Annotated in this window: 20 protein-coding genes; 10 read left to right on the top strand and 10 right to left on the bottom strand. The window is 67.2% G+C overall.

Annotation, left to right across the window (positions count from 1 at the left end; all coding sequences use genetic code 11):
* Positions 1 to 42 precede the first annotated feature (42 nt).
* Entirely contained in the window at positions 43 to 3,009 is a 2,967-nt protein-coding gene (locus IBJ06_RS01275; RefSeq protein ID WP_292156707.1) for a TonB-dependent receptor, read from the bottom strand.
* A gap of 112 nt (positions 3,010 to 3,121) precedes the next feature.
* Between IBJ06_RS01275 and IBJ06_RS01270 the strand changes: the two genes are divergently transcribed.
* Entirely contained in the window at positions 3,122 to 4,585 is a 1,464-nt protein-coding gene (locus tag IBJ06_RS01270; protein WP_292156706.1) for a pectate lyase, read from the top strand.
* Here the strand turns inward: IBJ06_RS01270 and kduD are convergent.
* Positions 4,582 to 5,340, bottom strand: coding sequence for a 2-dehydro-3-deoxy-D-gluconate 5-dehydrogenase KduD (gene kduD, locus IBJ06_RS01265; RefSeq protein ID WP_292156705.1), 759 nt, complete (start codon positions 5,338 to 5,340; stop codon positions 4,582 to 4,584). The two genes, IBJ06_RS01270 and kduD, sit on opposite strands and share 4 nt — an antisense overlap.
* 192 nt (positions 5,341 to 5,532) lie before the next feature.
* On the opposite strand from kduD, the gene IBJ06_RS01260 reads away from it, so the two are divergent.
* A complete protein-coding gene (locus IBJ06_RS01260; protein ID WP_292156704.1) occupies positions 5,533 to 6,174 on the top strand; it encodes an RpiB/LacA/LacB family sugar-phosphate isomerase in 642 nt (213 codons plus the stop codon).
* Between the two features lie 87 nt (positions 6,175 to 6,261).
* Here IBJ06_RS01260 and IBJ06_RS01255 read toward each other — a convergent pair whose 3' ends face one another.
* The 4 genes from IBJ06_RS01255 to IBJ06_RS01240 form a co-directional block, all read right to left on the bottom strand.
* Positions 6,262 to 7,254, bottom strand: coding sequence for a hypothetical protein (locus tag IBJ06_RS01255; protein WP_292156703.1), 993 nt, complete (start codon positions 7,252 to 7,254; stop codon positions 6,262 to 6,264).
* A complete protein-coding gene (locus IBJ06_RS01250; protein ID WP_292156702.1) occupies positions 7,254 to 7,955 on the bottom strand; it encodes a hypothetical protein in 702 nt (233 codons plus the stop codon). Before IBJ06_RS01250 ends, IBJ06_RS01255 begins: the two co-directional genes overlap by 1 nt.
* Positions 7,956 to 8,015: 60 nt before the next feature.
* Complete coding sequence (locus IBJ06_RS01245) at positions 8,016 to 9,059, bottom strand: LacI family DNA-binding transcriptional regulator (RefSeq protein ID WP_292156701.1); 1,044 nt, start codon at positions 9,057 to 9,059, stop codon at positions 8,016 to 8,018.
* Between the two features lie 75 nt (positions 9,060 to 9,134).
* Entirely contained in the window at positions 9,135 to 10,493 is a 1,359-nt protein-coding gene (locus tag IBJ06_RS01240) for a pectate lyase (protein WP_292156700.1), read from the bottom strand.
* 184 nt (positions 10,494 to 10,677) lie between these two features.
* On the opposite strand from IBJ06_RS01240, the gene IBJ06_RS01235 reads away from it, so the two are divergent.
* The 8 genes from IBJ06_RS01235 to IBJ06_RS01200 all read left to right on the top strand — a co-directional run bounded on the left by IBJ06_RS01235 (position 10,678) and on the right by IBJ06_RS01200 (position 18,823).
* A complete protein-coding gene (locus tag IBJ06_RS01235) occupies positions 10,678 to 11,517 on the top strand; it encodes a 2-keto-4-pentenoate hydratase (RefSeq protein WP_292156699.1) in 840 nt (279 codons plus the stop codon).
* Positions 11,514 to 12,521, top strand: a complete 1,008-nt coding sequence (locus IBJ06_RS01230) for a TRAP transporter substrate-binding protein (protein WP_292156698.1) — start codon at positions 11,514 to 11,516, stop codon at positions 12,519 to 12,521. Before IBJ06_RS01235 ends, IBJ06_RS01230 begins: the two co-directional genes overlap by 4 nt.
* A gap of 50 nt (positions 12,522 to 12,571) precedes the next feature.
* Positions 12,572 to 13,069, top strand: a complete 498-nt coding sequence (locus IBJ06_RS01225) for a TRAP transporter small permease subunit (protein ID WP_292156697.1) — start codon at positions 12,572 to 12,574, stop codon at positions 13,067 to 13,069.
* Positions 13,070 to 13,071: 2 nt separating this feature from the next.
* Entirely contained in the window at positions 13,072 to 14,352 is a 1,281-nt protein-coding gene (locus tag IBJ06_RS01220; protein ID WP_292156696.1) for a TRAP transporter large permease, read from the top strand.
* Complete coding sequence (locus IBJ06_RS01215; RefSeq protein WP_292156695.1) at positions 14,349 to 15,443, top strand: sugar kinase; 1,095 nt, start codon at positions 14,349 to 14,351, stop codon at positions 15,441 to 15,443. Before IBJ06_RS01220 ends, IBJ06_RS01215 begins: the two co-directional genes overlap by 4 nt.
* 77 nt (positions 15,444 to 15,520) lie before the next feature.
* The gene (gene acs, locus IBJ06_RS01210; protein WP_292156694.1) at positions 15,521 to 17,455 is read left to right on the top strand and encodes an acetate--CoA ligase; all 1,935 of its coding nucleotides are present in this window, start codon (positions 15,521 to 15,523) and stop codon (positions 17,453 to 17,455) included.
* Positions 17,452 to 18,462: a mannose-1-phosphate guanylyltransferase gene (locus tag IBJ06_RS01205; protein WP_292156693.1), complete on the top strand. Its 1,011-nt coding sequence runs from the start codon at positions 17,452 to 17,454 to the stop codon at positions 18,460 to 18,462. The genes acs and IBJ06_RS01205 overlap by 4 nt, the downstream gene beginning before the upstream one ends.
* Complete coding sequence (locus IBJ06_RS01200) at positions 18,455 to 18,823, top strand: VanZ family protein (RefSeq protein WP_292156692.1); 369 nt, start codon at positions 18,455 to 18,457, stop codon at positions 18,821 to 18,823. The genes IBJ06_RS01205 and IBJ06_RS01200 overlap by 8 nt, the downstream gene beginning before the upstream one ends.
* Here IBJ06_RS01200 and IBJ06_RS01195 read toward each other — a convergent pair.
* The 4 genes from IBJ06_RS01195 to IBJ06_RS01180 are packed head-to-tail and all read right to left on the bottom strand — an operon-like array spanning position 18,820 to position 22,242.
* On the bottom strand, positions 18,820 to 19,995 hold the full coding sequence (locus tag IBJ06_RS01195) for a DegT/DnrJ/EryC1/StrS aminotransferase family protein (RefSeq protein WP_292156691.1): 1,176 nt from the start codon (positions 19,993 to 19,995) through the stop codon (positions 18,820 to 18,822). The genes IBJ06_RS01200 and IBJ06_RS01195 overlap by 4 nt on opposite strands.
* Positions 19,995 to 20,624 carry an acetyltransferase gene (locus IBJ06_RS01190; RefSeq protein WP_292156690.1) on the bottom strand — a complete coding sequence of 210 codons (630 nt, stop codon included), beginning with the start codon at positions 20,622 to 20,624 and terminating at the stop codon, positions 19,995 to 19,997. The genes IBJ06_RS01195 and IBJ06_RS01190 overlap by 1 nt, the downstream gene beginning before the upstream one ends.
* Positions 20,621 to 21,244, bottom strand: a complete 624-nt coding sequence (locus tag IBJ06_RS01185; RefSeq protein WP_292156689.1) for a sugar transferase — start codon at positions 21,242 to 21,244, stop codon at positions 20,621 to 20,623. The genes IBJ06_RS01190 and IBJ06_RS01185 overlap by 4 nt, the downstream gene beginning before the upstream one ends.
* Positions 21,244 to 22,242 (bottom strand): NAD-dependent epimerase/dehydratase family protein, encoded by a 999-nt coding sequence (locus IBJ06_RS01180; protein WP_292156688.1) that lies wholly within the window; start codon positions 22,240 to 22,242, stop codon positions 21,244 to 21,246. The genes IBJ06_RS01185 and IBJ06_RS01180 overlap by 1 nt, the downstream gene beginning before the upstream one ends.
* Positions 22,243 to 22,276: the final 34 nt, after the last annotated feature.

Genomic DNA, 22,276 nt, shown 5'->3' with positions numbered 1-22,276 from the left:
TCGCGTCCAGGAGCGGACGTTCGGTTGGGGATCAGGTCTTCGTCAGAAGGTGTAGCGGGCCCCGATGAAGAACTGCCGTCCCGTGTGATGATAGACGGAGGTCGACTGGCGGTCCTCGTCGCCGACCCACTGGTGGTTTTCCTCGTCGGTCAAGTTGATACCTTCGAAGGTCAGCCGGACATTGTCATTCAGCCTGAACGACGACGAGAAGTCGATGTTCAGCGTGTCCTGCTTGCCTTCCAGGGCGTTGCCGTTGCGGCCCGGGACGTTCTGCAGATAGGCATCCCGGTAGGAGGCCGAGACCCGGGCCGAGAAGCGGCTGTCCTCATAGTAGAGGGTGCCGTTGTAGGCCGTGGGCGACAGCTGCGCGAGGTCGTCGGTCACGAAGGTCGTGCACAGGGCATTGGTGCAGTAATCGATCTCGGACTCGACCTTCGTGTAGTTCAGCTGGATCCCGAGGTTCGAGAACGGCCCCGGCAGGAAGCTGAACGGCGTCTGGAAGCTGATCTCATACCCCTTGAGCGGTCCGCCATCCGTATTCACCGCGCTGGTCAGCTGGAAGATGGTGCTGGACGAGCAGGTGCCGAAGCAGAAGCTGGGGTCGAACGCCGACGGGTTGAGGGCGGTCAGGGCCGAATACGGCAGGTCCTGACGGATCACCTGGATGTAGGTGTCGATGTCCTTGTAGAAGTAGGCGAAGGAGATCAGGCTTTCCGGCGCGAAGTACCACTCGACGGCGAAGTCGTAGGAGGTGGCGCGGAAGGGCTCCAGCTCCACATTGCCGATGGTGGCGGTATAGTTCGGACCCGTGGCGTTCAGCGACGTGGTCGGCACCAGATAGTTGGCCCCGGACATGGAGTTGTTGATCTGGGGCCGGGCCATGACCTTGGCGGCACCGAAGCGCACCAGGACATCGTCGATCGGCTCATAGGTCAGGTTCAGCGACGGCAGGCTGTCCTGATACTCATGGGTGTCGAACACCAGGGTGCCGCCGCCCGTAGAGCTGTAGCCCTCGGCATAGAGGCTGGTCCACACGTGGCGGAGGCCGACATTGCCGCGGAACGGACGCCCGAAGACATCGGCATTGAAGTCCGCCTGGGCGTAGATGGCGAAGTCTTCTTCCTCGAGGAAGCGGTTGCCGCCCCGGGCGTTGCCGACCGTGATGCTGCCGAGGGTAAAGTCCCCGCCGGGCAGGCCGGTATTGCAGTTGCAGTAGATGTTGAACAGGTCGGCCAGGGCATTCAGGTCAGGGATGACCCAGCTGGTCGGCGAGCCGTTCGGAGCGAAACCATTGCCGAAGCCGGTCAGCAGGATGGTGATGTCCGCCATGGTGACGCCGCCCGGCAGGGCCGGAACGACCGTCTCGTCCGTGCGGCGGAACTCGTAGGATTCCGACGAGAAGGTCTTCCAGTTGACGCCGGTGCGCAGGGTCACGAACGGGGTGACGTCGAACTCCAGATCCGCCTGCAGGGACTCGAAGATGGTGTCCACGCCCTGGGGCCGGATGCGGATTTCGGAGCGCGGAACGCTGGAGCCGATCGGCAGCCAGCCCCAGGCCGCCGGATTCGCCACGTCAAATCCGTAGTTGATCAGCGGCGTATTGGGATTGCCCCGGAAATCAAACGAATAGCCGGCGGTATTCTGACGATCGAGGGTAACGGTCGTCTGATAGGGGTTTTCGTAGTTGGACTCGGCCCGGCCCGCGAAGAACCGACCCCGGACATTGTCCGAGAAGTCATGCTCGACGGTGAGCCCGACCTGCAGGAATTGGGTCTCCAGCTGGTCGTAGCGGGACTCGGAGCGGACATCGACGTTGTCGAACAGACCATAGACCAGGGTGTTGTTCTCGACGACCGCGTCGCGGACGATCACCTGGGTCTGGCCACCGGCCGCGGCATTGCGGCTGAAGGACATGGCCTGGAGGAAGTCTTCCTTCCGGGTCGAGTCGAGCTGGGAGTACAGCACGTCCAGGCTGATGGTCGTGGAGTCCGCCGGACGCCACTGCAGCGCGCCGGTCAGGCCCAGACGCTCCTGATGGTGGGTCAGGCGACCGTAGCGGGGCAGGCGGGGAATGAAGACATTGGCCTGGTTGGCGGTCTGATAGGCGGTGACATTGGCCGGTGTATTGGCCGGACGCGGCAGGCCGGTGGCGCAGTTGGCCGCGTTTGAACCATTGGCGCCGCTGTTGCCCGGGTTCTGCGGGGTGAAGCCGAGCGGGGAACAGAAACCGCCCGAGCTGTTGGTGCCGACGGCGGGGGCCCAGCGCACCGAGCTGAAGCCTTCCTCGAAGGAGTCCTTTTCGCTGTAGGCCACCGACAAGAGGGCCCCGAACTGGTCGCGGTCACCGAAGGTATTGCTGACCAGGAAGGCCGCGCGCGGGTTCCAGTTTTCGGACAGGTCGTTGTAGCCGGCCTGGACCGAGAAGGCCATGCGCGGGCCCCGGAAGTCGAACGGGCGGGCCGACTGCAGATCGATGGTGGCGCCCAGGGAGCCTTCCTCGGTCTCGGCGGCCGCGGTCTTGCGGACCTTGATCGAGTTGAAGAGTTCGGAGGCGAAGACGTTGAAGTCGAAGCCGCGCCCGCGGTTCGCCCCGCCCGAGGAGTCGGTGCCGCCCGTGGTGGCCTGGGCCTCCATGCCGTTGATGCGGGTGCGGGTGAAGTCCGAGCTTAGGCCGCGAACGGTCAGCTGGCGGCCCTCGCCGGCATCGCGGTCGATCGAGACGCCCGGAATACGCTGGATGGCCTCGGCCAGATTGGTGTCCGGGAAGTCGGCGATGTCCTCGGCCAGGATGACATCGACGATTCCGGCCTCGTTGCGCTTGATGTCCAGGGCGGCGGCGAGGCTGCCGCGATAGCCGGTGACGATGATCTCATCGACCTCGGTCGTGGGCTCACCCGCGTTCTGGGCGGCGACACCTCCGACACCCAGGCACAGCGCGAGCGCCATCCCCGATCCACCGGCGAACAGATAACGGCGCAGGGACGCGCCCGATTTTTGAACGTGTGACATATGCCTCCTCCCAAGGACATACAGGACGCCGGAGGTTAGCCCCGGTCGATCTTTTATTGAGGTTCAATCCTGAACCTTGCTTTGACACCGGTGTCATGACTAGATGCGCAAAGTGAATGACACCGGTATCAATGGCCAGCGTAACCCGATGATCGTCGAAATGGCAAGCCCCAAGTCGCAGCGCAGGTCATGGGCCGCTATCGCCTCATCGTGCGGGGCAGCGCTCGCCGCCCTGCTGGCGCTTGCGGGCGCGGTGGGCCCGGCAGACTCGGCCTTCGCCCAGGAGACGCCGACCCCGGTACTGGCCTTTCCGGGGGCGGAGGGCGCGGGCCGCCATGCCCTCGGCGGACGCGGCGGGCGTGTGCTGCGGGTCACACATACGGGCGATTCGGGCCCGGGCAGCCTGCGCGCCGCCGTCGAGTCCGAGGGCCCCCGGACCATTGTTTTCGACACCGGGGGCGTCATCCGCCTGGAGAGCCCGCTGGTCATTCGCCGGGGCCGCGTGACCGTGGCGGGCCAGACCGCGCCTGGCGGGGGAATCACCCTGATCGGTCAGCCCCTGATCGTCTCGGCCGACGATGTGATCGTGCGCCATATCCGCTCGCGGCTGGGTACGGAACAGGCGGTCGAGGAGGACGCCATCTCGATCACGCGCGGTCGACGCATCATTCTGGATCATGTCTCGGCGTCCTGGTCGGTGGATGAGACCCTGTCGGTCGGCAGCCGATATGATCCGCCTGAACGCGGCATCTATGATGTGACCGTGCAGAACTCGGTGATCGCCGAATCGCTGAACGCCTCGGCCCATGCCAAGGGGGATCACGGCTATGGCTCGCTGGTGCGGGGCGGATACGGCGCGCGGATCAGCTTCATCGGCAATCTGTGGGCCAGCCACCGGGCCCGCATGCCCAGACCGGGCAACTACAATCCGCCGGAGGTCGATCCCGAGGGCCCCTATTTCGAGTTCCGGGGCAATGTCTTCTACAACTGGGGCGGGGAGCAGGCGGGGTATAATGCCGATACCCGCAGCGTCTCGACCTATGCCTTCATCGGCAATGCCTATTTGCCCGGGCCCGATACGACCGGGCACTGGGCGTTCGAGGACTCCGACCCGCTGGCCGCGGCGTGGTTCGAGGCCAACCGCATGGACGGCGCCCTGCCCCCTGATCCGTGGAGCCTGGTGAAGGACGACGGCGGCCCCGGCACGCGACTGACGGCGCGGCCCGACTGGGCCGGTGCCCCGCCGGAGGATCCGCAGCTGTGGCAGGAACAGGTCCTGGCGACGGCGGGGGCCTCCCTGCCCCGCGACGCAGTGGATGCCCGGATCGTCGCAGGCGTCCGCGACCGGACGGGCCGGATCATCGACAGCCCCGAAGAGGTCGGCGGGCTGGGTGAGATCGAGGCCGGCGTGCCCTGGGTCGATCGCGACGGCGACGGCCTGCCCGACGACTGGGAGGTCGCGCATGGCTCGGACCCCTCCAACCCCGCCGACGGGGCGACCGACCCGGACGGAGACGGATACACCCTTCTGGAAGACTGGCTGAACGCCCTGGCGGCGGGGAGTAGCGGCTGCTAGCGCGCCATCCAGCCGCCGTCGACGGTCAGGATGGTGCCGTGCACATAGGCCGAGGCATCCGAGGCCAGAAACACGGCGGCCCCGGCGAGGTCCGACGGGTCGCCCCAGCGACCGGCGGGAATACGGCCCAGGATGTCGCGGTTGCGCTGTTCGTCGGCGCGCAGGGCCTCGGTGTTGTTGGTGGCGAAATAGCCGGGCGCGATTCCGTTGACGTTGATGCCCTTTGCCGCCCATTCGCAGGCCAGCAGCCGCGTCAGGCCCGCAAGTCCGCTCTTGGAGGCCGTATAGGAGGGCACGCGGATGCCCCCCTGAAAGCTCAGCATCGAACAGATATTCAGGATCTTGCCGCCGCGGCCGGCCCCGACCCAGGTGCGGGCCACGGCCTGGCTGAGGAAGAAGGCGGTCTTGAGGTTGGTGTCGATGACGGCGTCCCAGTCATCCTCGGAGAAGTCGAGGCTGTCGGCGCGGCGGATGATGCCGGCATTGTTGACCAGAATGTCGATGTCACCGACCGCATCGCGGGCCCTGGCGACCACATCGGCGAGCGGTGCCGTGGTCGACAGGTCCGCCGGGATGGCATGCAGGGCCCGGCCCAGGGCCGCGACCTTTTCCGCTGTCTCGGTGGGCGCCGAGCGCCCCACGGCGACGATGTCGGCCCCCGCCCCGGCCAGCCCCACGGCGATGGCCTGGCCGAGGCCCGTATTGGCCCCGGTGACAAGGGCGGTGCGACCGGAAAGATCAAATGACGGGGTCATGCGGGGTGGCCTTGGAATGAGTTATGAGGGGGCGGATTGAAGGCTTCAGATTGAACATACCGGTAACCGGTGTCATAGTTCCATGCAAACGAGGAAGGGGCGATGCTGCCCTTTCGTCGTCCTTCCCGAATATGACATCCGGACATCGGGATACCCCTTTCGCCCTGCCCGCTCGCGACCCTGAGGAATACCATGAAAATCGCCCTGATCATCGAGAACAGCCAGGCCGCCAAGAGCGAGATCGTGCACTCGGCCCTGACCGCCGTGGCTGAACCGTTGGGCCATGAGGTGTTCCACTATGGCATGTATACGCCCGAGGATAAGGCCTCGCTGACCTATGTGATGAACGGGCTGCTGACCGGCCTGCTGCTGAACTCCGGCGCGGCGGATTTCGTGGTCACGGGGTGTGGCACGGGCACGGGCTCCATGCTGGCCGCCAATGCCATGCCGGGCGTGTTCTGTGGCCTGATCATCGACCCCACCGACGCCTTCCTGTTCGGCCAGATCAATGACGGCAACGCCATCGCCATGCCCTATGCCAAGGGCTTTGGCTGGGCGGCCGAGCTGAACCTGCAGGACTGCTATCGCAAGCTGTTCGAGGGCGAACGCGGTCTGGGCTATCCCAAGGAGCGGGCCGAGATCATGCGCAGGAACCGTGGCATCCTGAAGGACCTGAAGGCCGTCACCTGCCACGACATGCTGACGGTCCTGAAGACTGTAGATCAGGACCTGCTGAAAGCCGCCGTCGCCGGTGAGCGGTTCCAGGACCTGTTCTTCGCCAATGCCACGGACGAGGCGATCAAGGACTACATCAGGGGGGTGGTTGAGGGTTAGGCCCCTCAGGCTTCGGCCGACTGAGCACGGCTTGGCATTCGGCCTTACCCCATGGTCGGGTGACGCCCTCAGAGACGATCACAGCAGCTACCCCGTGCCATCACGAGGATGCAGGACACATTGTACCGCCGTCCAGTGACCACGCGCGCGACGGTAAAAGCAGGTATCGTTAAAGCCATAAGCCGGGACGGCGTGCCAGTAATAGCTCACGACGGCCCACTGGCCGTCCGCGGAGAACCACGGCTCGGTCAGGCCGATGCGGGGATATTGATGGGCGCTGCGGTCCGGCGGCTGGTCGACAAAGGATGATCGGGCGGTCTCGACCGGCAGGTCCTGCCAGTCACAGTTCGGCGCGTAACGGGGACCGACGTCGAAATAGGCGGAAAACAGGGTAGCCGCCTCGACATCAAGCCCCGGAACCGTCGAGCGCAAGTCGTCGGGCGTGATGACCGACCGTCGCCCGTGCCGGTCCGTGCTGTAGGGGCGCACCCATCCCTCAGGGTCGATGTACATGAAGTCACTGCTGCTGAGATCGAGGCCCTCTTCTCTCACGACCACCCGCAACAGTTCGCAGTCCCGGGCAGTGGCCGTCAGGGGCGGAGCGGCTTCATCCCATGCGGGCCATTTGCTGACCGATGGGTCGCGGGCGTTGCACCAAGACTCGAGAGTTTCGCCCGTGGCCGGATCAAGGATCAGGTTGATGACGCCGCAGCCGCCATGCACCTCACTCGGCAACCGGGATTCTTCAACGATATGCGCCGTCGGCCAATCTTCTCCGAACAGGCCGTCCGCTTGGACAAAGACTGCGGCGACGACAGGCTTACTGCGGGGCTCAGGCCAGCCCGGGGCCGGGTCCAGTATCGTGGTGAACGGCAGTTCGTCCAGCGTATGGACCCGGGGCTGCGCGTAAAAGCGGGCGTAGGATTCCAGCCGGTAGGCGCCGGCTGGTAGCCTGACGTTGGCTTCAAAGCGGTCGACATCGGACTGATCCAGCCGGTCCGATTTGCAGGCCGATGCCCCGAATGTGAGCAGGAGGGCCCCCAGAACACCCCAGCCTGTCGGCGCCGAACGAGCCCGCATCAGGCCGTCGCTCCTTCCACCTTCGCCAGCTTCCGGGCTCGTCTGCGGGCGCGCCAGTAGGTGATGGGCGTGGCCAGCGTCCGCAGGATCGAGAACATGAAGGCCAGGCCATAGATGCGGATGCCGACGAGGAAGGCGTCGCCGCTGGGCGTGGCGGGGGTCAGCGGCTGGTCGAGGATGGCGCGGGTGACGGGCGCAAGGTTGTCCGGCCCGAGGAAGAACAGGAAATAGCCGATCGAGCCGGCGATGCCCTCGCGGATGAAGACAGTGATCGCCTCCATCGTGCCGAGCGGACCGACCAGGGTGTCCTGCACGGCCGATGGCGCCCAGGCGTAGCTGGCACCCAGCAGGGCGAAGATGACGAGGAACATGACCAGTCGCGCCGCATAGGCACCGGACAACAGGGCGACGGTCTGGCCGGGGCGCAGGCGCTGGATCAGGGAGGCGCGCTTCAGGTCCTCGTCGTCGAAGGCCGGGATCAGGTCCGGAAAGGTCGTCGACAGGATCGACAGGAATTTGCCGATCAGGTCGGCCAGTACGATGGCCAGCACCAGCAGGAACAGCAGCGATGCCGCCGAAGGCTCCCGGACCAGCAAATTGACCGTGCTGGAGACGCCCAGGGCGGCAACGATGGCCAGCAGCACGATCGACAAGACCGACCCCTCGATCGTCCGCCGGACAAGCTTGAGCAGTCCCAGCATGGTGGTCCCCTCCCCCTCTGGTTCAGGGAACCCTAGCACACGACCTGTGGCCGGGCGGCCTCACCCCTGAAGCGGTGCCGTCGAGTCTCGCACGACCAGCGACGGTCGGACTTCGGGCTGGGTGAGGGTGGCGGCGTCGAGGCCGCGGATCGAGGCGGTCAGCTTTTCGGCGGCCATGCGGCCCATGTCGCGGATCGGCAGGCGGACGGTGGTCAGGTTCGGCCAGACGCGCGAGGCCATGGGCAGGTCGTCAAACCCGCAGATCGACAGATCAAACGGCACGTCGAGGCCGGCGTCACGCGCGGCCTTCATGACGCCGATGGCCATTTCATCATTGCCGGCGAAGATGGCCGTCGGCCGGTCGGCCATGGCCAGCAGGTCGCGGGCGGCCTCCACACCCGACTCGAACGTATAGGCGCCGACGCGCGTGTAGGCGGGATCCAGCGTCAGGCCGTGCTCGGCCAGCCCCTCGGCAAAGCCCCGGCGCCGCTCGTGCGAGGAGCGGAAGCTGTCGGGGCCCGAGATGAAGGCGATGCGCCGGTGACCCAGGGCCGCCAGATGGCGGGCCGCTTCCGCCGCGCCCGAGCTGTCGTTGGTCACCACCATGTGCCGGGGCTCGTCCAGGGACACCGAGGCGATCCGGACATAGGGACATTCGGCCTCTTTCAGGATGGCGACGACCCGTTCGTCCTCGGACACCGAAGGCGGCATGACCACGCCGAACAGCTTTTGCCGGACGATGAAGCCGCGCACATCGGACAGGAAGGTGTCACTGGCGCGGTTGCAGGGGTGGACCACCAGCTCGAGCCCTGAGCCGCGCACGGCGTCCAGCACCCCCTGCTGCATGTTGACCACATAGTTGGGGCTGGGGTTGTCGTAGATCATGCCGACCAGGAACGACCGGCGGAAGGCCAGCCCGCGCGCCTGGGGATCGGGGGCAAAGCCGGATTCGGCGATGACCTTTTGCACCTTTTCGCGCGTCTCGGCCCGGAGCAGGGGCGAGTTGTTGATGACGCGCGAGACCGTCTTCTTCGACACCCCGGCCAGACGCGCGACATCGTTGATGGTTACGGGCTTGCCGCCTGTCCGCCTGTTATCCGTCACGCCAGAATTCCTGCTGAGGTAATCCGTCCGTAATAGGCCAATTCGTCCCGGCCTGCATACCGATGTTCAGGAACCTCAGGTCCCCCGGCGGTTGGCGGGCCGATCCAGAACATCGTCGCGCTTCGGCGTCATGTCGTGCAGGTTCCAGTCGTCGGGATTGAAGGCCTTGCGGGTCGGCTCGCCCACGGCGGGATAGCCGCCGACCTGACGCTCATGGTCGATGATCTCGCCCCGGCCCTCGGCCACCTCGGCGATCAGCAGGACGTCGCGCATGTCGCGGTCCCACGGACGGGCACCGACGGTGGACAGCACCGAGCGCTGCACATCGACGGCGGGCATGGGGGTCAGGCCTTCCCACCAGACGGGCGGGCGGGACACCTCGATGATGCGGGCCGGGCTGGTGGTATAGCGTCCGAACATGCGGATCGGCTCACCGACCTGATCGACGGCGATGTTGTCGCGGCCATAATATTCAAGGTCGCCGGCGCCCCCGATCATAAGGAAGGCCAGGCGCTCGGTCGGGGTCGACGGGCCGGCGCGCAGCACATTGCCGATGGCCGTCATCTTGCCGACCTCGAACGGCACATCCCCCCACTCCTCGGGGGCCAGGTTGTAGTGGATGGCGCGCGGCCCGGGGTTGTAGATCAGGTTGTTGACGATGACGCCGTGCACCCCGCCCTTGAACAGGGGGCTGCGCTCATAGTTGTGGGCATAGAGATTGCCGATGATCAGCAGGCCGGTGACGTTGTCGTGGATCAGCGATCCCTTGGAGTGCTCGCCCTTGGAGTGGCTGGAGTAGGCCAGGCTCTCGCCGATGATGTTGTTCGAAAAGGTGATGTTGTGGCTGGTGCCGCGCCGCCATTCCTCGGGCGTCGAGCCGGTGAAGCGGGGCCCGGAGGCGGACAGGTTCTCGTCGGTCGCCCAGGTCAGGCTGCAGTGGTCGATGATGACATTCCAGGCGCCGACGGTGGCGATGCCGTCCTCGTCCCAGCCGCTCATCCAGCCCTGATCGGCCGAGCCGGGGCGGATGCGGATATGCTGGACGATCACATCGTGCGCGCTGATGTCCATACCGCCCCGGATCAGGGTGATGCCGGGCGAGGGCGCCGTCTGGCCCGCGATGGTGATGAAGGGATTGCGCAGCCGCAGGGTCTTCATCTCCAGATCGATGACGCCGCCGACCTCGAACACCACGATGCGGGGGCCGTCGGCCTCGATCGCGGCCCGGAGCGAGCCGGGACCCTCGTTGTTCAGATTGGTGACGCGGATGATCTGTCCACCCCGTCCACCGGGCGTGGCCGAGGCCCAGCCGAGGGCGCCGGGGAAGGCCAGCGGCCCGGACTGGGCCTGTGAGGGCGCGGGCGCTGCGAGGCTGAGTGCGAGGGTGGCGAACAGGCCCAGACAGGCGGAGATCAGAGTGTGTCGATGGTTCATCGGCTTCCTTCCCGGTTCGGTCGTCATCTTGCCACGAGCCTTGGCCCGCTGTGACGCCCTTTGTCCCGATTCAAATTGACACCGGTTTCCTTCCTGCGCAATGTCAAAAGAAAAACGGAGGACGCGTGCGCCTGTCCCTAACAAATTCAGAGGCTTGTATGCGTGCCTCACCCGAGTCGACGTCATGACGGCCCATGCTATGCCTCATGCCGCTGTCCTGTCCGAGGATGGCCAGGCCATTGCGCGCGCCTTTGTCGAGGCGCGCCGGTCAGGCCGTGCCCTGCCGACCTATCCGGGGACGCCGCCCGCCACTCTGGAGGCCGCCTACGCCATCCAGGACGCCGCCATCGCCCTGATGCCGGACGCGGTCCTCGGCTGGAAGCTGGGTCGGATCCCGCCGCCTCTGGACGCGCAATTTGGCGCGGGGCGACTGGCCGGGCCGATCTTTGCCGCCAGCGTCCGCCCTGCCGAAGGCGTCACCGACTTTGCGCTGATCGAGGGCGGCTTTGGCGCGGTAGAGGCGGAGTATCTGCTGCTGATGGCCGAGACCCCGCCGCTGAGAGAGGGCTGGACCGTGGCCGAGGCGACCCGGCTGGTCAGCCAGATCCGCGTCGGCGTCGAGATCGCCGGCAGCCCCTTTCCCGGCATCAATGACCATGGACCGGCGGTCACGGCCTCGGACTTTGGCAACAATGCCGGGCTGATCCTGGGGGCCGAGGTCGCGCGCGACTGGGACGGCGATCCCCGTGCGCTGGACGATCTCACGTGCACCATGCGTATCGACGGAGAGACGGTCGGCACCGGCGGCGCGACGTCCATTCCCGGAGGCCCGTTCGACTCCCTGGCCTTCCTGCTGAACGCCCTCGGCCAGCGGGGCCTGCGGCCACAGGCGGGCCAATGGATTTCAACCGGCGCGGCCACGGGGGTGCATCGCATCGCCATCGGCCAGACCGCCGAAGCCGATTTCGGGCCCCATGGTATCATTGCCTGCCGGGCCATCCGCGCCGAGGGAGGGACCCCATGACCCCGACACGCAGACACCTTTTGCACACGGGCCTGATCGGGGCCGGCGCGGCTGCCCTGTCGGGCTGTGGCACCGCGACCTGGCCGGGCTCCGGCGGGCCGCGCCTGCTGCATGCCGCCGATGTGCACCCGGCCGACTATCCGACCGTCCACGCGGTCAAATGGATGGGCGAGGAACTGGGCCGGCTGACGGACGGACGGCTGGGCATCCGCTCCTTTCCCTCGGGCCAGCTGGGCAATGAGGACGATTCCATCGGTCTGGCCCGCTTTCAGGCCATCGACATCTGCCGGGTGGCGGCCGCCGCGCTGAACAATGCCTTTCCCGAGACCAGCCTGTTGTGCCTGCCCTATGTGTTTCGCTCGGTCGAGCACATGCGGGCCGTGGTCGACGGCGAGATCGGCACGCGGCTGCTGAACGTATTCGAAGGCCGGGGGCTGGTCGGGCTGGCCTATTACGACGCCGCCCCGCGCAGCGTCTATAATGTCCGCCGTCCGGTGTATGAGCCCACCGACATGCGGGGGCTGAAGATCCGCGCGCCCCAGTCGGACATCTTCCTCGACACGGTCCGGGCCATGGGCGCCAATCCGACGCCGCTGACGTTCGGGGCCGTGTTCTCGTCGCTGCAGACCCATCTGATCGACGGGGCCGAAAACAACTGGCCCAGCTATCAGTCCAGCCGCCAGTTCGAGGTGGCCCGCTACTGGAGCGACACCCGCCACCTGTATTCGCCCGACGCCCTGCTGATTTCGAAGGCGTCGATGGATGCCCTGACGCCCGCCGACCGCGATCTGGTGCGCGACGTGGCGCGACGCTCGGTGCCGCTGATGCGGGTCGAATGGGACAAGCGCGAAGCCGATGCCCGGGCGGCGGTCATCGAAGCCGGAACGCAGGTGAATGAGGTCGACATGGCGGCGTTCGCTCGCGCGGTCGAACCGGTGAATGCCAAATACACGACGGGGGCCGGCCTGAAGCCCCTCTACGAACAGATCACAGCGGCCGGCTGAACGGCCCGAATTCCAACGGCCCGGGCAGTGGCCTCTCGGGGGAGGAACCGATGACATCATCTGAAGCGCCACGTCGGGGGTTGCTGGACCATCTGTCCCGGATCGTGCTGGGACTGGCGGGGGCCGCCCTGCTGGCCATGGCCCTGGTGCAGGCCTGGCAGGTGTTCGCCCGCTATGTGCTGAACGACTCGCCCGGCTGGACCGAGCCGGTGGCGCTGATCCTGATGAGTGTGGCGGTCATGTTCGGGGCCGCCGTCGGCGTGCGCTACGAGACCCATTTCGCCTTTCAGACGATCGCCCACTCCATGCCGGGACCGATCCGGTCGGGGCTGGCGTCCCTGTCGCGGGTGATCGCGGCGGCGACCGGCCTCGGACTGGCGACCATGGGCGGCTATCTGATGCTGGATGACTGGACCGTGCCGCTGGCCGGTGCCCCCCTGCCTTCCGGCCTGAAATTCCTGGGTCTGGCGCTGGGCGGCGTGCTGATCCTGATCTTTGCCCTGGAGCGCCTGTTTACCGGTGCGCCCGGGACCGTGCAGGAGGACTGAGCATGGAATTCATCATCCTGTTCGGGGTTCTGGCCCTGTTGCTGATCCTCGGTGTGCCGGTTGCCTTCTGTCTGATGGGCGCGACGCTGGCCACGGTGCTGTATCTGGCGCTGCCGCCGATCGTGGTCTTCCAGCAGATGGGGTCGGACATGGCCTCGGTCGCCCTGTTGGCCATTCCCCTGTTCATCTTCACCGGCGAGCTGATGATGAAGGGCGGGCTGTCCGACCGGATGATCGCGCTGGCCTCGTCGCTGGTCGGCCATGTGCGCGGCGGTCTGGGCCAGGTGACGGTGGTCGGCTCGACCCTGTTCGGCGGCGTGTCCGGCTCGGCCATCGCCGACGTCTCGGCCATCGGCGGCACCATGATCCCGCAGATGCAGAAGCGCGGCTATGAGAGCGACTATGCGGTCAACGTCACCATTTCCGCGGCGCTGGTGGCGCTGCTGGTGCCGCCCTCGCACAATATGATCCTGTATTCGGCCTCGGCCGGGGGCGGGGTGTCGATCTCGGACCTGTTCGCGGGCGGTATCGTACCGGCCCTGTTGCTGGCCGCCGCCCTGATGGTCACCGCCTATTGGGTCGCGCGCAGGCGCGGCTATCCTGCCGATGTCTTCCCCGGCTTCGGCACCGTCCTGACCCGGCTGATCGCCGCCATCCCCGGCCTGCTGCTGGTGGTGATCATCTTTGGCGGTATCCGCGCCGGCATCTTTACCGCCGTCGAGTCTGCCTCGATCGCCGTCGTCTATGCCATCATCGTCACCGGCATCGTCTATCGGCACATGCGCTGGGCGGCCTTCAAGGAGGCCTGCATCGGCGCGGCCCGGACCTCGGGCGCGGTGCTGTTCATCATCGGCTGTGCCGGGGCGTTCGGCTGGCTGATGGCCTATCTGCAAGTGCCCGGCATGATGATTGAGGTGCTGAACGGCCTGACCGACAACCCGGTCCTGATCATGCTGATGATCATCGCCTGCCTGCTGTTCCTCGGCACCTTCATGGATATGGCGCCGCTGATCATCATCGTCACGCCGATCTTCCTGCCCGTGGCCAAGGCGTTCGGCGTCGACCCGGTACAGTTCGGGGTGATCCTGCTGATGGCCTGCGGCATCGGACTGATCACGCCGCCGGTGGGGTCGGTGCTGTTCGTCGGCAGTGCGATTGCGAAGATTCCCATGACACAGTCGCTGCGGTCGATCTGGCCCTTTTACATCGCTTGCATGGTCGTGCTGATGATGGTGACCTTCATCCCGGCGCTGTCGCTGTGGTTGCCCTCGCTGATGAAATGACCCTGCTGCCCCGTCTGAAGTCAAAGGACAACTGCCGCTGGGATGCGGTGGCGCTGGGCGAGGTCATGCTGCGGCTGGACCCCGGCGAGGGGCGCATCCGCACCGCCCGCCAGTTCCAGGTGTGGGAGGGCGGCGGCGAATACAATGTCGCGCGTGGTCTGGCCAAGACCTTTGGCCTGCGCAGCGCCGTAGTCACCGCCCTGCCTCGCAACGACCTCGGCGCCCTGGTGCATGAGCTGATCCTGCAGGGCGGGGTGTCGGACGCCCATATCCTGTGGCGCGAGGCCGATCCGGTCGGGCGCGACAACCGGGTGGGGCTGAACTTCACCGAGCGGGGTTTCGGGCCGCGCGGGGCGCTGGGCGTCTCGGACCGGGCGCATTCGGCGGCCTCGGCCCTGCGGCCGGACGAGGTCGACTGGGACGCCCTTTTCGGCGAAGAAGGCGTGCGCTGGTTCCACACCGGCGGGATCTTTTCGGCCCTGTCGGAATCGACGGCGGAGACGGCGCTGGCGGCGGTCACGGCGGCGCGGCGCCACGGCACGATCGTCAGCTATGACCTCAACTATCGCGCCAGCCTGTGGGCCGCCCACCCGGACCCCGAAGCCGGCCGCCGGGTCAACCGCGCCATCGCCGAACAGGTCGATGTGCTGATCGGCGACGAATACAGCCTCGCCGCCTGTCTGGGCATCGAGACGCCGGAGCGGCGCAGCAACCCCTGTGATCCGGCCCCGTTCGCGGCCGCTGCCGAACGGCTGATGGGCCAGCTGCCGAACCTGCGCCTGCTGGCCTCGCCCCTGCGCGATCCGGTGACGGCGTCGATGAACCGCTGGGGGGCCTGTGCTTGGGCGAACGGTGCCCTGACGGTGCGGGCACCGGTCGAGGTGGCGATTCTGGATCGGGTGGGGGGCGGCGACGGCTTTGTCTCGGGCCTCGCCTTTGGCCTGATGGACAACCGGTCGCTGGACGAGGCCCTGGCCCTGGGCGTCACCCACGGGGCCCTGGCCATGACCACGCCGGGCGACAACGCCATGACCAGCCTGGACGAGGTAGAGGCGCTGGCCCGGGGCGGAAGCGCCGCCGCGCGCCGCTGAGCGAACCGGGATTTTCCGGCGGCGCTGGAAACCCGCGACCGCATGCTGTTGGATGCCGCCTCAAGATGAGGTGAGGCATGAGCGAACCGTCGATCTATCCTGTTCCCGAAGCGTGGGCCCGCACGGCCCACATGAACCGCGCGCGCTATGAGAATGCCTGCAGGGCGGCTGAGACCGATCCGATCGGCTTCTGGCGCGGGGTGGCCGAACGGCTGGAGTGGATGGCCTTCCCCACCCGGGTCAAGGACGTCAGTTTCGATAAGGCCGACTTCCGCATCCGCTGGTTCGAGGACGGAATCCTGAACGCCTCGGTCAACTGCATCGACCGGCACCTGCCCGAACGGCGCGATGATGTGGCGATCATCTGGGAGGGCGACGACCCGGCCGAGAGCGCGTCCGTCACCTATGGCGAGCTTCATGAGGCGGTGTGCCGGATGGCCAATGTGCTGAAGAAGCACGGGGTGAAGCGCGGCGACCGGGTGACCCTGTATATGCCGATGATCCCGGAGGCCGCCTATGCCATGCTGGCCTGCGCACGGATCGGGGCGATCCACTCCGTTGTGTTCGGCGGCTTTTCACCCGACAGTCTGGCGGGCCGGATCGAGGACTGCGGCTCGGATTTCGTCATCACGGCGGACGAGGGCCTGCGCGGCGGCAAAACCATTCCATTGAAGGCCAATGTCGATGCGGCGCTTGAGAAAGTCCGTGTCCGGAACGTGCTGGTCGTGCGGCGCACGGGGGCGGATGTGGCCTGGGTGGACGGGCGAGACCTCGATTACGGGTCCGAGGCCGCCTCGGTCGAGGCCGACTGTCCGCCCGAGCCCATGGACGCCGAGGACCCGCTGTTCATCCTCTACACCTCGGGTTCGACCGGCAAACCCAAGGGGGTGCTGCACACCACGGGCGGCTATCTGGTCTGGGCCGCCTGGACGCACGAGCTGACGTTCGACTATCGCCCCGGCCAGGTCTTCTGGTGCACGGCCGATGTCGGCTGGGTCACGGGTCACAGCTATCTGGTCTATGGCCCGCTGGCCAATGCCGCGACCACGGTGATGTTCGAAGGCGTGCCCAACTATCCGGATCACAGCCGTTTCTGGCAGGTGGTCGACAAGCATCAGGTCGAGATCTTCTATACGGCGCCGACGGCGCTCCGGGCCCTGATGCGCGAGGGCGACGGGCCGGTGAAGGCCACATCGCGGGCCTCGCTGCGGCTGCTGGGCACGGTGGGCGAGCCGATCAATCCCGAGGCCTGGCGCTGGTATCATGAGGTGGTCGGCGAGGGCCGCTGCCCCATCGTGGACACCTGGTGGCAGACGGAAACCGGCGGCCATCTGATCACGCCCTTGCCCGGGGCGACGGACCTCAAGCCCGGGTCGGCCACGAGGCCCCTCCCCGGCATCCACCTGCAGGTGGTCGATGCCGAGGGCCATGAGCTGACCGGCCCGGCCGAGGGCAATCTGTGCCTCACCGACAGCTGGCCGGGGCAGATGCGGGGTGTCTATGGCGACCCGAAGCGCTTCTTCGACACCTATTTCTCGACCTATCCCGGGCGCTATTTCACCGGCGACGGATGCCGGCGCGACGCCGACGGCGATTACTGGATCACCGGCCGGGTCGACGATGTGTTGAACGTCTCGGGCCACCGCATGGGCACGGCCGAGATCGAGAGCGCCCTGGTGCTGCACCCCTCGGTCGCCGAGGCCGCCGTCGTCGGCTATCCCCATGACATCAAGGGTCAGGGCATCTGGGCCTATGTGACCTTGACGGCAGGTGTGGAGCCGGACGACGCCTTGCGGGCGGAGTTGATCAAGCACGTCCGGGCCGAGATCGGGCCGATCGCCGCGCCCGATGTCATCCAGTGGGCGCCGGGCCTGCCCAAGACGCGCTCGGGCAAGATCATGCGGCGCATCCTCAGGAAGATTGCCGAGAGTGAGCTGGGCGCGCTGGGCGATACCTCGACCCTGGCCGATCCCGGGGTGGTCGATGATCTGGTCAAGGGGCGGCCCGCTTGAGCCAGGGTCAGCTCTATCCCGTCATCCTGTGCGGTGGGGCCGGGACCCGGCTGTGGCCGGCGTCGCGTCCGGACCGGCCCAAGCCGTTTCTGGACCTGACCGGGCCGCTGTCGCTGTTCCAGCTGGCGGTGCGGCGGGTCATGCCGCTGGTCGCGGACGGGGGGCGGCTGCTGATCGTCGGGGCGGAGGCCCACGGCAAACTGATCACGGACCAACTGGCAGCGCTGGGGGCCGGGGCCACCGTCCTGCTGGAGCCCGAGGGTCGGGATTCCGCGGCGGCGGTCGCGGCGGCGGCGGCCTGGGTCGAGGCCCGCGATCCGGACGGACGGGTGATGGTCCTCGCCTCCGACCACCACATCCCGGATGAGGCCGGATACCGCCACGCCCTGATCACAGCGGCAGACGCAGCCGGCGATAGCGGGCGGATCGTGACCCTGGGCGTGGCCCCGACCCAACCGTCGTCCGCCTACGGCTATATCCGGCCCGGGCACGCCGGTCTGGCTCCGGTTCAGGAATTTATCGAGAAGCCCGATCCGCATCGGGCGGCGCAACTGATCCTCGAGGGCTGTCTGTGGAACAGCGGCGCCTTCATCGCCACCGCGCGGACCCTGCGTGAAGAGCTGGAGCGCCATGCGCCGCAGATCTGGCGGGCGGTCTCAGGGGCCATACGGGCGGACGGGGGGCTGCTAGGCGAAGGCTTCCGCAGCGCGCCGCGCCTGTCGTTCGACTATGCGGTGATGGAGAAGACCGACCGGGCCTCCGTCCTGCCGCTGACCCTGGCCTGGTCCGACTTGGGGGCCTGGGACGCGGTCGCCACGGTGAGCGACGGTGAGGGCACCGCCCACCTCAGCCTCGACAGCGCCGGCTGCCTGATCCGCGCGCCCGACGGGGTGACGGTGGCGACGCTGGGGGTCTCGGGTCTGGCCGTGATCGTCGAGCGCGACGCGGTTCTGGTCTGCGAGCTGTCGCGGGCCCAAGACGTGAAGCGGCTGCTGACCCGTGAGTGAGTCCGTCTACGGACGATCCCTGCTGTGGTTCGCCCGACTGGCGGCCGCCCTGGCGACAGTCGCGACTCTATGGCTGGCCTTCGAGCCGCCGGGCGACGGGCCAGGGCTGATCCCGTGGGACAAGGCCGGGCATTTCCTCAGCTTCTATGTCCTGACCCTCCTGTATCTGCTGGCCGCGCCACGCGCGCCGCGATGGGCCATCGTCGCCCTGCTGGTCGTGGCGGGCGGCGTGATCGAGATCGTGCAGGGGCAGGTCGGGCGCGAAGCCGATGGGCTGGACTGGCTGGCCGACATCGCCGGCATCGCCTGTGCAATCCTGCCCGTCTGGCTCGAGGCCCTGCGCCGCCGGATGAGAGTCTAGGCCGACGCCCGGTCCAGCACGGTCCGGATCGCGTCACAGCTCTTTGCCACCTCATCGTCCGTGAGCGTCGGATGGGTCAGGAAGGCGATGCTGGTCTCGCCGAGCTGCCGCGCGACCGGCAGGCGTTGCGGCGGCCGCCATCCGGTGCCGTCAAAGGCCGCCTCCAGATAGACCTCTGACGCCGAGCCGTGGAAACAGGGCACGCCCAGCGCATTGATCTCTTCGATGAGACGGTCGCGCGTCCAGCCCTCGGTCAGACGGTCCGGCTGCACAAAGGCATAGAAGCGGTACCAGGCGTGGGTGATATGTTCGGGCGGCAGGGGCACCCGCACGACGGAGAAGGGCGCGCAGGCCTCCGCCAGCTTCAGCGCGATTTCGGTGCGCCGCGCGGTCCAGCCGGCCATGCGGTCCAGCTGGATCAGGCCGATGGCGGCCTGCATCTCGATCATGCGCCAGTTGGTGCCGAAGCTGTCGTGGACCAGTCGCGGGCCCGGCGGGTGCGAGCGCTCATAGACCCCCTGCCAGCTCTTGCCGTGATCCTTGTACGACCACATGAAGTCCCACAGGGCGGGATCGTCCGTGGTCACCATCCCGCCTTCGCCGCCGGTGGTCATGATCTTGTCCTGACAGAAGGACCAGGCGCCGATATGGCCGATAGAGCCGATGCTGCGGCCCCGATAGCGGGCGCCGTGGGCCTGGGCACAGTCCTCGATGACCTTGAGGCCGCGCTCCTCGGCGAGGGCCATGATCGGATCCATGTCGCAGGGCATGCCGCCCAGATGCACGCAGATGACGGCCCGGGTCCGGTCGGTCATCACGGCCCGGATGGTGTCGGCGGTGATGTTCTGGCTGTCGGGGTCGACGTCGGCAAAGACAGGGACAGCGCCCGCCGTGACGATGCAGGAGGCGGAGGCGAGGAAGGTGCGCGGCGTGGTGATGACCTCATCGCCCGGCCCGATGCCCAGCGCCTTCAGGGCCACATCCAGCGCCACCGTGCCGTTGGCCAGGGCCACCGCGTGTTTCGATCCCGTCCACTCGGCGAATCGCTTCTCGAAGGCCCGACAGCGGTCACCGGTCCAGTAGTTGACGCGGTTCGATGCCACGACATCGGCGACGGCCTGGACCTCCTCGGGGCTGAAGCTGGGCCAGGGCGAAAAGGGGGTGTTCAGCATCAGGATTTCCGATTCATGTCCCGGGCCGGATTGCCGACCACGGTAAGGCCATCAGACACATCGGCGACCACCACGGCGCCGGCACCGACCCGGACGTCCCGGCCGATGGAAATGCCCTCGCGCACCGAGGCGCCCAGGCCGATCCAGCTGGCCTCGCCAACCGAAACGCCGCCGCCAAGGTGCGCGCCCGGCGACACATGGACGCCATCGGCCAGCCGGTCGTCATGATCGATGCCGCAGCCGGTGTTGAGAATGACCGCCTGATCGACCCGGGCCCCGGCGTTGACCACAGCCCCCGCAAAGACCACCGAGCCCGAGCCGACCTCGGCATGGCGGCTGACGGTCGCCGCCGGGTGGATCAGGGTCGCCGGCGTTCCGCCCGCCGCCCGCAGGGCCTGCTGGCGCTCCAGCCGGATGCGATTGATGCCGATACCGACGACGAAGCCGTCGAACTCCGCGACCGAGGCCAGCAGGTCCGCGCCGGTTCCGGCCAGTTCCCACGGCCCGGGCTTTTCCGCGTTCGGATTGTCATCGAAGAAAACGATGCGCGACCAGCCCAGACTCTCGGCGCAGTCGGCGATGACACGCCCGTGCCCCCCCGCGCCCAGTATGGCCAGCCGCCCGTTCATCCCTGAAACTTCTCCATGGTCGCCGAACCCGGTGCCGAGATGCCGTCGCGCCGGACTATACGCCGAAGTGTGAGGGCAATGATCTTCACATCCAGCCACAGAGTGTGTCGGTCGACATACCAGGTATCGAGGGCGAATTTCTGGTCCCAGCCGACGGCGTTGCGGCCATTGATCTGGGCCCAGCCGGTGATGCCGGGACGGACATCGTGCCGACGCGCCTGTTCCGGGGTGTAGAGCGGCAGATATTCCATCAGCAGGGGACGCGGACCGACCAGACTCATCTGGCCCTTCAGCACATTCCACAGCTCGGGCAGTTCATCCAGGCTGGTGGCGCGCAGCCAGCGGCCGAAGTCGGTCAGGCGCTCGGCGTCCGGCAGGGGCCGGCCGTCCGGACCCATCGCATCGCGCATGGTGCGGAATTTGATCATCTCGAACGGACGGCCATGCAGGCCGGGCCGAACCTGCCGGAACAGGGCCGGGCTGCCCATGCGACGGCGCACCAGAATCCACAGCACGATGAGCACCGGCGACAGGACCACCAGTCCCGCGGCGGAGGCGACGACGTCGATCAGCCGCTTGAGCGGGGCCGGACGCACCGGCCGGTCGGCCGCCCGGGGCATCACAGATTATAGCGCTGGCGGAACCAGCCGACGAAGGCGGGCACGCCGACGCTGATCGGGGTTTCGGGCTTGTAGCCGGTCAGGCGCTCCAGCAGCTCGGGCGAGGCGGTGGTGTCGGGCACGTCGCCGTCCTGCATGGGCAGGAACTGCTTGTCAGCCTGCTTGCCCAGCGCCTTTTCCAGCTCGGCGATATAGTCCATCAGCGGGCTGGGCTTGCCGCCGCCGATATTGACCAGCCGGAAGGGCGCGGCGTGGGACAGGGTGTCACCCTCGACCGGCGGGGCGGTGCCGGGCACCACATGGACCAGCCGCACGATCGCCTCGACCAGATCGTCGACGAAGGTGAAGTCGCGGGACATCCTGCCCTCGCCATAGACCTCGATCGGCTTGCCCTCGAGCATCAGCTTGGCGAATTTGAACAGCGCCATGTCGGGGCGGCCCCAGGGGCCATAGACGGTGAAGAAGCGGAAGAAGGTGGTCGGCGTGCCGAACAGGTGCGCATAGGAGTGGCCCATCAGCTCGGTCGCACTCTTGGTCGCCGCATAGAGGGTCATGGGGTGGACCGCCTTGTCCGTCTCACGGAAGGGCATTTCGGTATTGGCGCCATAGGCCGAACTGGTCGAGGCGGCCAGCAGGTGTTTGACCGGATAGCGGCGCGCGGCCTCCAGCACATTGAAGGTGCCGACCAGGTTTGAGGCCACATAGACCTCGGGATGGTCGATGCTGTAGCGAACGCCCGCCTGAGCGGCCAGGTGGATCACGACCTCGGGCCGGGCCTTCTCCCAGACGGCATTGAGGGCCTCGGCATCCTCCAGCGCGACGCGCTCGACGCGAAAGCCCTCATAGCCTTCGAGGATGGCATTTCGCCCATCCTTCAGGGTGATGTCGTAATAGTCCGAGAAATTGTCCACGCCCACGACCTCATGGCCGTCTTCCAGCAGGCGGCGCGCCAGATGAAAGCCGATGAAGCCGGCGGTGCCCGTGATCAGAAATCGCATGAAGTCGTCCTCTTGGGCCCTGCCCCGATCGGGC

This window comes from Brevundimonas sp., assembly GCF_016742135.1.
Taxonomy (GTDB): Bacteria; Pseudomonadota; Alphaproteobacteria; order Caulobacterales; family Caulobacteraceae; genus Brevundimonas.
This window is presented reverse-complemented; position numbering and strand designations above follow the sequence as displayed.

Coding starts and splice junctions, on each gene's coding strand:
- IBJ06_RS01275 (WP_292156707.1), bottom strand. CDS start 3,009: ATGTCACACGTTCAAAAATCGGGCGCGTCCCTGCGCCGTTATCTGTTC.
- kduD (WP_292156705.1), bottom strand. CDS start 5,340: ATGACCCCGTCATTTGATCTTTCCGGTCGCACCGCCCTTGTCACCGGG.
- IBJ06_RS01260 (WP_292156704.1), top strand. CDS start 5,533: ATGAAAATCGCCCTGATCATCGAGAACAGCCAGGCCGCCAAGAGCGAG.
- IBJ06_RS01255 (WP_292156703.1), bottom strand. CDS start 7,254: ATGCGGGCTCGTTCGGCGCCGACAGGCTGGGGTGTTCTGGGGGCCCTC.
- IBJ06_RS01250 (WP_292156702.1), bottom strand. CDS start 7,955: ATGCTGGGACTGCTCAAGCTTGTCCGGCGGACGATCGAGGGGTCGGTC.
- IBJ06_RS01240 (WP_292156700.1), bottom strand. CDS start 10,493: ATGAACCATCGACACACTCTGATCTCCGCCTGTCTGGGCCTGTTCGCC.
- IBJ06_RS01235 (WP_292156699.1), top strand. CDS start 10,678: ATGACGGCCCATGCTATGCCTCATGCCGCTGTCCTGTCCGAGGATGGC.
- IBJ06_RS01230 (WP_292156698.1), top strand. CDS start 11,514: ATGACCCCGACACGCAGACACCTTTTGCACACGGGCCTGATCGGGGCC.
- IBJ06_RS01225 (WP_292156697.1), top strand. CDS start 12,572: ATGACATCATCTGAAGCGCCACGTCGGGGGTTGCTGGACCATCTGTCC.
- IBJ06_RS01220 (WP_292156696.1), top strand. CDS start 13,072: ATGGAATTCATCATCCTGTTCGGGGTTCTGGCCCTGTTGCTGATCCTC.
- IBJ06_RS01215 (WP_292156695.1), top strand. CDS start 14,349: ATGACCCTGCTGCCCCGTCTGAAGTCAAAGGACAACTGCCGCTGGGAT.
- acs (WP_292156694.1), top strand. CDS start 15,521: ATGAGCGAACCGTCGATCTATCCTGTTCCCGAAGCGTGGGCCCGCACG.
- IBJ06_RS01195 (WP_292156691.1), bottom strand. CDS start 19,995: ATGCTGAACACCCCCTTTTCGCCCTGGCCCAGCTTCAGCCCCGAGGAG.
- IBJ06_RS01190 (WP_292156690.1), bottom strand. CDS start 20,624: ATGAACGGGCGGCTGGCCATACTGGGCGCGGGGGGGCACGGGCGTGTC.
- IBJ06_RS01185 (WP_292156689.1), bottom strand. CDS start 21,244: ATGCCCCGGGCGGCCGACCGGCCGGTGCGTCCGGCCCCGCTCAAGCGG.
- IBJ06_RS01180 (WP_292156688.1), bottom strand. CDS start 22,242: ATGCGATTTCTGATCACGGGCACCGCCGGCTTCATCGGCTTTCATCTG.